The organism is Citrobacter sp. UYEF32 (assembly GCF_040546205.1).
Classification (GTDB): domain Bacteria; phylum Pseudomonadota; class Gammaproteobacteria; order Enterobacterales; family Enterobacteriaceae; genus Phytobacter; species Phytobacter diazotrophicus.
In genome coordinates this window covers 650,253-658,481 of record NZ_JBEPNI010000004.1, presented here as the reverse complement: position 1 = coordinate 658,481, position 8,229 = coordinate 650,253, and the positions used below count along the sequence as shown (strand labels likewise).

Here is an 8,229-nt window from a genome sequence, read left to right as displayed (position 1 = left end):
TTGTCATGCCAATGGCACTGCCCGGTAGCTACATGCGGAAGAGATAAGTGCTGAAAGCATCTAAGCACGAAACTTGCCCCGAGATGAGTTCTCCCTTGTCCTTTAAGGACACTAAAGGAACGTTGAAGACGACGACGTTGATAGGCCGGGTGTGTAAGCGCAGCGATGCGTTGAGCTAACCGGTACTAATGAACCGTGAGGCTTAACCTTACAACGCCGAAGATGTTTTGGCGGATTGAGAGAATTTTCAGCTTAGATACAGATTTTCGGGAACGAAAGATTTTACGCTGAGGCAAGGCGGCAAATGAAGGAAAAGAAGGAGCATACATGAGTATGTGACTGACTTTGCGAATGCAGCCAACGCAGCCACAGTGAAAAAGATTCGTTTCCGGCAACAGAATTTGCCTGGCGGCTTTAGCGCGGTGGTCCCACCTGACCCCATGCCGAACTCAGAAGTGAAACGCCGTAGCGCCGATGGTAGTGTGGGGTCTCCCCATGTGAGAGTAGGGAACTGCCAGGCATCAAATTAAGCGTGCTGATATGGCTCAGTTGGTAGAGCGCACCCTTGGTAAGGGTGAGGTCCCCAGTTCGACTCTGGGTATCAGCACCAGTTTTAAGGTTAAAGTTCGGCGCTTAGAAAGAATTTGTCTGGCGGCTTTAGCGCGGTGGTCCCACCTGACCCCATGCCGAACTCAGAAGTGAAACGCCGTAGCGCCGATGGTAGTGTGGGGTCTCCCCATGTGAGAGTAGGGAACTGCCAGACATCAATTAAAACAAAAGGCTCAGTCGAAAGACTGGGCCTTTTGTTTTTGATATAGGTTTATCAGCGAGTTTGCAGCTTCTTTTCCAGTACAACCTACGGGAACTGAATCAATAAAAAAGGCCATCCGCAGGGATGGCCTTTTGCATTTCTATAACAACTATCAGTGGATAACCTGAGACAGAAAAGCTCGGGTGCGTTCGGACTTAGGATTAGCGAAAAATTCCTGCGGCGGCGCCTGCTCAACGATTTCACCACGATCCATAAAGATCACCCGGTCAGCAACGGTACGTGCAAAGCCCATTTCGTGAGTCACACACAGCATTGTCATTCCCGATTCAGCCAGACCAATCATAGTATCCAGCACTTCTTTCACCATCTCAGGGTCAAGCGCAGAGGTTGGTTCATCAAAGAGCATAATTTTCGGTTTCATACAGAGTGAGCGGGCGATAGCCACACGCTGCTGCTGGCCACCAGAAATTTGCCCCGGGAATTTATGGGCGTGCTCAGCAATACGAACGCGCTCTAAATAATGCATGGCCAGCGCTTCGGCTTCCTTCTTCGGCATCTTCCGCACCCAGATCGGTGCCAGCGTACAGTTCTGTAGTACCGTCAGATGCGGGAAAAGGTTGAAGTGCTGAAATACCATCCCCACTTCCTGGCGAACCTTCTCGATATTACGAATATCTTCGTTTAACTCGATGCCATCCACTACGATACGACCCTGCTGATGCTCTTCCAGATGATTAATGCAACGAATAGTCGTGGATTTTCCTGAGCCGGAAGGGCCGCACAGAACGATGCGTTCCCCTTGCTTTACCTTAAGGTTAATATCTTTAAGTACGTGAAATTGCCCGTACCATTTATTCACATCTTCGAGCGTAATCATCGCATCGGCAGGTTGCATAGTAATTTGACTCATAATTTCCTCAATGCGCTGAACGCCCGGTATGGAAGCGCTTCTCCAGATGTTGGCTATAGCGCGACATGCTAAAACAGAAAATCCAGTAAACTAACGCGGCAAATACATAACCTTCGGTCGACATACCGAGCCAGGCGGGGTCAACCGTTGCCTGCTGGACGCTACTGAAAAGATCGAACAGGCCGATGATGATAACGAGGCTGGTATCTTTAAACAGCGCGATGATGGTATTCACCAGACCCGGAATAACCAGTTTCAGTGCCTGCGGTAAAATCACCAGCCCTTGTGTTTTCCAGTATCCCAGCGCCAGTGACTCGGCAGCTTCGTATTGCCCTTTTGGCAGAGCCTGCAAGCCGCCACGCACGACTTCGGCGACGTAGGCGGACTGAAATAGAATCACCCCGACCAGCGCACGGATCAGCTTATCAATACTTGTGCCTTCCGCCATAAACAGCGGCAGCATGACCGAGGACATGAACAGTACAGTGATCAGCGGTACGCCACGCCAGAACTCGATAAAAATCACTGACAATACCCGCACGACCGGCATTTTTGAGCGACGCCCGAGCGCCAGCAATATGCCCAGAGGCAAAGCGCCAGCGATACCCACAGAGGCGATGATCAACGTCAGCGTTAACCCACCCCACTGGCGCGTTTCCACGCGATCGAGTCCCAAAAAACCACCGTACATCAGCCACCACACCACGAGCGGATAAGCCACAGCCCAGCAAGCGATATAGCGACCACGGCTCGGTAGCTTTTTCCAGAACATCGGTGCAATAGAAAGGAGTCCGACAATCAGGGCGAGGTTAATGCGCCAGCGTTGCTCATGCGGATAGAGGCCATACATGAACTGACCAAAACGCTCATGAATAAACACCCAGCACGCACCCGCTTTGGTACAGTCTGCGCGCGTCGATCCTATCCAGTTCGCCTGAAAAAGAGCCCAGTTCAGCAGCGGTGGAATCAGTTCCCACATCAGCCACAGGCAGAAGAGCGTCAGCAGTGCGTTCAACCAGCTTGAAAATAAATTTTTCTTTATCCACAGCACAATACCGCTGCTTCCTGCACGGGTCTGGCGCGTAGATTGAGACAGAATAGCTTTTGTCATCAGATGTCCTTAGCGCTCAATTAATGCGATGCGGCGGTTATAGATATTCATAAGCAACGAAATCGACAGACTGATAATCAGGTAAACCGACATGGTAATCGCGATCGTTTCGATGGCCTGGCCTGTCTGGTTCAACACCGTACCGGCGAACAACGACACCATATCCGGATAACCAATCGCGGCCGCCAGAGACGAGTTTTTTGCAATATTTAAATACTGGCTGGTCAGCGGTGGAATAATGACACGCAGTGCCTGCGGAATGATGACCTGACGCAACGTCACCGGGTTGGGCAAGCCAAGCGAACGTGCCGCTTCATGTTGACCGTAGGGGACAGATTGAATGCCTGAGCGGATAATCTCAGCAATGAATGCCGAGGTGTAAACCGACAGTGCAATCGTTAGTGCCGCCAGTTCCGGAATTAACACCATACCGCCCTGGAAGTTGAAACCGCGCAAGTGCGGGATGTCCCAGTGAAGCGCCGCGCCAAATACCCAATGAGCCAGCAACGGGAGCACAATAATCAGCCCCAGAGCCGTTGGCCATGTGCGGCGCAATTGGCCGGTTTTAATCTGGTGCGCTTTGTTAAAGCGGTACAGACCGATGCTGATGGCCAGTGCGATAACAATCGTGCCAATAAACGCCCATAGCCCTTCCCCCAGTTGGGGTGATGGGATATAGAGCCCCCTGTTACTGAGGAACAGCACATCCATAGCGCCAATAGCCTGACGTGGGCCAGGTAAATTACGCAATACGGCGAAATACCAGAAGAAGATTTGCAGTAGCGGGGGAATATTACGGAACGTCTCGATATAAATCGTAGAGAGCTTACGTAACAGCCAGTTTTCTGAAAGACGGCAAAGCCCCAGAAAAAAGCCGATAAATGACGCAAAAACAATACACAGCGCTGATACCAGCAAGGTATTGAGCAGGCCAACGAAGAAGACGCGGCCATAAGTGTCACCCTGTTCGTAGTCGATAAGGTGCTGAACAATGCCAAATCCGGCAGCACGATCAAGAAATGCAAAACCAGAAGTAATACCGCGGCTGTTCAGGTTAGTAACGGTATTGTGTATCAAATAGATCGCGATGCCGATAACAGCAAGAATAGCGATAATTTGAAACAGCCAGGCACGAACCGCAGGGTTTGAAAAGGAGAGTGATCCTTTAACGGTTGGGCGGCGTTGGGACATAAGAAAACCTCGGTAACCATGACTCTGGAGTGGGCGCCGCATAGGCGGCGCCCGTTACAGCACTTACGTCTTAACGTACTGGCGGAGCGTATTGAATACCGCCGTTGTTCCAGAGATTATTCTGGCCGCGTTTGATTTTCAGCGCACTGTCAGCACCGACGTTACGCTCGAAGATTTCAGAGTAGTTGCCCACTTTCTTAATGATGTTGTAGGCCCATTTGTTGTCGAGTTTCAGGTCTTTACCAAAATCACCTTCGGTACCCAGCAGGTGCGCCATGTCTGGCGTTGCTGGTTTAGCCGCTTTCTCGTCAACGTTTTTCGAGTTGATGCCCATTTCTTCTGCGTTCAGCATGGCAAACAGGGTCCAGCGAACGATGGAGAACCAATCTTCATCACCGCGACGAACGACCGGGCCCAGCGGCTCTTTGGAGATCACTTCCGGCAGGACGATCCATTCAGCCGGATTGCTCAGCTTGATACGCAGTGCGTACAACTGAGACTGGTCAGATGCCAGCGTATCGCAACGGCCTGACTCCAGCGCTTTTGCGGATTCATCAGAGCGGTCAAAGGTCACCGGCGTGTATTTCATATTGTTGGATTTAAAGTAATCCGCCACGTTGAGCTCGGTATCGGTACCCGCCTGAATACATACGGTTGCGCCGTCCAGCTCTTTGGCGCTTTTCAGGCCAGCTTTGTTATGGGTCAGGAAGCCGATACCGTCGTAATAGGTTACGCCAGTAAAGGACATCCCCATACCGGCGTCGCGTGAAGAGGTCCAGGTTGTGTTACGGGAAAGGATGTCTACCTCGCCGGATTGCAGTGCGGTGAAACGCTCTTTTGCGGTCAGCGGGGTGTATTTTACTTTCGTGTCATCGCCAAATACGGCAGCGGCAACGCCACGGCAAACATCTACATCAATACCGGTGAATTTACCGTTAGCATCCGCGTAAGAGAAGCCAGGAAGACCGTCACTGATACCGCACTGTACGAAGCCTTTCTTCTTAACGGCATCCAGAGTTGTGCCAGCATGGGCTTGATTTGCAACGGCAAACAGCACGCCGGCAGCTGCCAGGCTGGCAATCATCATCTTTTTCATAATGCATCCTGTGTGGCGAAAAATTATCGTTATATGAAGGCGTCCGGGAAACGCCTTAAACCTGTCTGTGGCTTTGGCCATACTCTTTAAAGCAAAGGTAGTGCCAGTTTTTGCGAACGCGGAAAAATGCGAGCCGCGAGCACAATATGGAGAGTGTAGACAGGAAAAAATAACCTCAACGCCCTGCTATGGTGCAAAATTCCAACCTGCGCCACAAAACAGAGCAAAAAACTTTCACTTAGCCGATTCTGCTAACAAATAAGTTTCAGGGGGTAATATAAGCAAGAAAGCTAAACGCATTACTTTGTGAAACGCGTCACGAGCAGAGATGAAATAATTTAAAATGTGGTGGGAAATCAGGCAGGAGTGCAGAATTATTTAAATGAGTTGCTCATTTTTGATGCTAAAAATTTACGCCGATAAAAAGAAATGCACTGTAATAAAGCAAAGCGCGGCATAACCGCGCTTTGGATAAATTACTTAGTTAACGCGACGATACCCAGCGTTAAGCCTGCCAGAGCCGCAGCCCCTCCCGCAATCGCACCTGCGGTTTCCCAGTTGTCCTGAGTCGTTCCTTTTACACAGGTATTGGTATGGACCAGACGCCCTTGATCATCATACGTGGGGACGCAAGGTGAGTCGTGCGCACAACCTGCCAGGGTAGCGGTAAGCAGAACAACGGAAATTAATCTTTTCATGATGTTACCTCTAAATAGTCCCGATCCCCGGTATCAAATAACGACACCAGCGCAGAATCGATACGCTATTTTAACATCGAGAAGATTAAGAATGCCCCGTTCAATAATCTCAAAGTATGAGCAGTGTAAACATCGTGAAGAGAATAACGATATTTCATCGAATAATGCAGAAAAAATGGAGGGGATGAAGAGAGTATGCAGGGGAATAAGGAAATATAAAAATTTAAAGTTCGTTATCTATTGTGAGCCAATGATTTTAATAAAAATAATGGAAATGGCAATAACAAGGTAGGTTAAAAACGCCGACAGGCTAATAGATAAAAGGGTGCAAAATTAAACCCCCTTTTATCTACTCTATTGATATTTAACAAACAGGTTCCTGTTGGCACAATGTATTTCCCTGAGCGCTGATAACCTCAGGCGTGACCGGGCGACCTAACAGATAACCTTGTAGCGTATTGCACCCCAGCTCAGTCAAAAAGGCCTGCTGTTCTGTGGTTTCAACCCCTTCCGCCACCACTTTCAGATTTAACGTTTTCGCCAGCGCGATGATAGCCGAGACGATGGTTGCATCGTCGCCATCACTGTTGAGTTCTCTGACAAAAGCGCGATCAATTTTCAGTTCACAAGCGGGAAGTCGCTTAAGATAAAGCAAGCTGGAATAGCCCGTACCAAAGTCATCAATGGATGCCTGAACGCCTGCATCGGTAAGTTCCGTCAAGACGCGAACGCTCTCGTCAGGGTTAGTCATCGCTGTGGTCTCGGTGACCTCAAGTATTAGCGTGTCAGGTGGCACCTCATGCTTTTGCAGGCTATCCATGATGGTCTGAACCAGCGACGGTTGTTCAAATTGCAGTGTTGATAAGTTGACTGCTACCGACCAGCCAATATTACCCTGCGCACGCCATTCGCTTAACTGGCGGCATGCTTCATCAATGACCCAGTTTCCGAGCGGGACAATCAGGCCCGTCTTCTCGGCTAACGGTAAAAAGACATCCGGAGAGAGCATCCCTCGTTTTGGATGCTGCCAGCGGAGCAGGGCTTCAAAGCCAATGATTGGTCCGGCTGGCGCCTGGAATTTCGGTTGATAAACCAGGCGGAACTCTTTACGCTCCATTGCCAGCCACAGGTCGTTCATCAGTTGTAACTGCGTCTGCGCCAGGGTATTCATGGACGGCTGGAAGAAGTGATAGCCGTTTCGCCCCATATGCTTGGTGTGATACATCGCCGCGTCGGCGTTAAACATCAGCTCGCGCTCATTTTTACCATCGTGCGGATAGAGTGCGATGCCCACGCTCAGGGTGACCATCATGTCATACGGGTCGATATTAAACGGCTTGTCGATAACGCGCACCAGCGAGCCTGCAAGCGTCGCTGCTTCATCCGGGGCACTTACCTCTGTCAGCAGGACGAATTCGTCACCCCCCATACGAGCCAGCGTAAATTGCCCTTTGAGTTGCTGCTTGAGACGATCAGCCACTGCAACCAGCAATTTATCGCCCACGTCGTGCCCATAGGCGTCGTTAACGGTTTTAAAGCCGTCCAGGTCCATAAACATCAGCGCGAAGAAAGAACCTTCACGTCTGGCTTTATTTATCGCCTGATCCAGACGGTCTTCCAGCAGCACGCGGTTAGGCAGGCGCGTTAGGGTATCGTGTAGCGCCAGTTGGGCCAGCTCGCGGTTCGCTTCTGCCAGTGACGAGGCCAACTGAGATGTCCGCGCCTGCAGGCGTGCATCCAGCATGGAAACGAGTAGAGTGATGCCGAGGATGGAAAATGCCACGACGCTTACCAGCACTGCCAGCCAGTTGCCGTTAACGCCATGGTGACTCATTGGCTCCTGGTTTGGGAATCGCGCGGCCATCATGCCGCTGTAGTGCATACCGGCAATAGCGATCCCCATCAGGATGGCCGCGCCAAAGCGCATTAAGGCCACCTGAGCGGCTTCATGACGAAGACGGAACGTCAGCCATAGCGCGGCAAAAGAAGCGGTTAATGCAATGATGACCGAGATGGCGACCCAGAACATATCCCAGACAATGGCGGGCTCCACTTTCAGCGCTGCCATGCCGGTATAGTGCATGGCAACGATCCCCATCCCCATCACAAAGGAACCGGGGAGAAGATGCAGCATGGTCAGTTCATTACCGCTGACTAACCAGAGTGCGAACAATGAGGCGCCGATGGCAATGAGCATGGAGATCGCCGTCAATAACGGGTCATAGCTCAGGTGCATTGAGATATCCATCGCCAGCATGCCGATAAAATGCATGGCCCAGATACCAATGCCCATTGCTACACCGCCGCCGGTCAACCACACCCATGATGAAGACCCTGAGCTGGTGGACACACGACCTGCCATATTTAGCGCAGTATAGGAAGCCAGAATGGCAACAATAAAAGAAACAACAACCAGGATTTGGTCGTATTGGCTAACCAGCATGATGTCAT

General features: G+C 50.7%; 6 protein-coding genes, 1 tRNA gene and 3 rRNA genes. 4 read left to right on the top strand and 6 right to left on the bottom strand.

Annotation, left to right across the window (positions count from 1 at the left end; all coding sequences use genetic code 11):
* From ABIB59_RS14515 to rrf (ABIB59_RS14500), 4 genes are all read left to right on the top strand, one after another.
* A 23S ribosomal RNA gene (locus ABIB59_RS14515) occupies positions 1-210 on the top strand; the annotation flags it as partial.
* A 194-nt stretch (positions 211-404) separates the two neighbouring features.
* Positions 405-520 (top strand): 5S ribosomal RNA (gene rrf / locus ABIB59_RS14510).
* A gap of 14 nt (positions 521-534) precedes the next feature.
* Positions 535-610 (top strand) — tRNA-Thr (locus ABIB59_RS14505).
* Positions 611-647: 37 nt separating this feature from the next.
* A 5S ribosomal RNA gene (gene rrf, locus ABIB59_RS14500) occupies positions 648-763 on the top strand.
* A gap of 160 nt (positions 764-923) precedes the next feature.
* Here rrf (ABIB59_RS14500) and ABIB59_RS14495 read toward each other — a convergent pair.
* The 6 genes from ABIB59_RS14495 to ABIB59_RS14470 all read right to left on the bottom strand — a co-directional run bounded on the left by ABIB59_RS14495 (position 924) and on the right by ABIB59_RS14470 (position 8,221).
* Positions 924-1,682 carry an amino acid ABC transporter ATP-binding protein gene (locus ABIB59_RS14495; RefSeq protein WP_039077391.1) on the bottom strand — a complete coding sequence of 253 codons (759 nt, stop codon included), beginning with the start codon at positions 1,680-1,682 and terminating at the stop codon, positions 924-926.
* 7 nt (positions 1,683-1,689) lie between these two features.
* The gene (locus ABIB59_RS14490) at positions 1,690-2,793 is read right to left on the bottom strand and encodes an amino acid ABC transporter permease (protein WP_071194400.1); all 1,104 of its coding nucleotides are present in this window, start codon (positions 2,791-2,793) and stop codon (positions 1,690-1,692) included.
* Between the two features lie 9 nt (positions 2,794-2,802).
* Complete coding sequence (locus tag ABIB59_RS14485) at positions 2,803-3,984, bottom strand: amino acid ABC transporter permease (protein WP_354035893.1); 1,182 nt, start codon at positions 3,982-3,984, stop codon at positions 2,803-2,805.
* Between the two features lie 70 nt (positions 3,985-4,054).
* A complete protein-coding gene (locus tag ABIB59_RS14480; RefSeq protein WP_039077394.1) occupies positions 4,055-5,080 on the bottom strand; it encodes an amino acid ABC transporter substrate-binding protein in 1,026 nt (341 codons plus the stop codon).
* 476 nt (positions 5,081-5,556) lie between these two features.
* A complete protein-coding gene (locus ABIB59_RS14475) occupies positions 5,557-5,778 on the bottom strand; it encodes a putative periplasmic lipoprotein (RefSeq protein ID WP_039077395.1) in 222 nt (73 codons plus the stop codon).
* A gap of 364 nt (positions 5,779-6,142) precedes the next feature.
* The gene (locus tag ABIB59_RS14470; protein WP_039077397.1) at positions 6,143-8,221 is read right to left on the bottom strand and encodes a putative bifunctional diguanylate cyclase/phosphodiesterase; all 2,079 of its coding nucleotides are present in this window, start codon (positions 8,219-8,221) and stop codon (positions 6,143-6,145) included.
* Between the last annotated feature and the right edge of the window lie 8 nt (positions 8,222-8,229).

What these genes read in the sequence shown, in the direction of transcription:
- ABIB59_RS14485 (WP_354035893.1), bottom strand. Translation starts at nt 3,984, where the DNA reads ATGTCCCAACGCCGCCCAACCGTTAAAGGATCACTCTCCTTTTCAAAC.
- ABIB59_RS14495 (WP_039077391.1), bottom strand. Translation starts at nt 1,682, where the DNA reads ATGAGTCAAATTACTATGCAACCTGCCGATGCGATGATTACGCTCGAA.
- ABIB59_RS14490 (WP_071194400.1), bottom strand. Translation starts at nt 2,793, where the DNA reads ATGACAAAAGCTATTCTGTCTCAATCTACGCGCCAGACCCGTGCAGGA.
- ABIB59_RS14470 (WP_039077397.1), bottom strand. Translation starts at nt 8,221, where the DNA reads ATGCTGGTTAGCCAATACGACCAAATCCTGGTTGTTGTTTCTTTTATT.
- ABIB59_RS14480 (WP_039077394.1), bottom strand. Translation starts at nt 5,080, where the DNA reads ATGAAAAAGATGATGATTGCCAGCCTGGCAGCTGCCGGCGTGCTGTTT.
- ABIB59_RS14475 (WP_039077395.1), bottom strand. Translation starts at nt 5,778, where the DNA reads ATGAAAAGATTAATTTCCGTTGTTCTGCTTACCGCTACCCTGGCAGGT.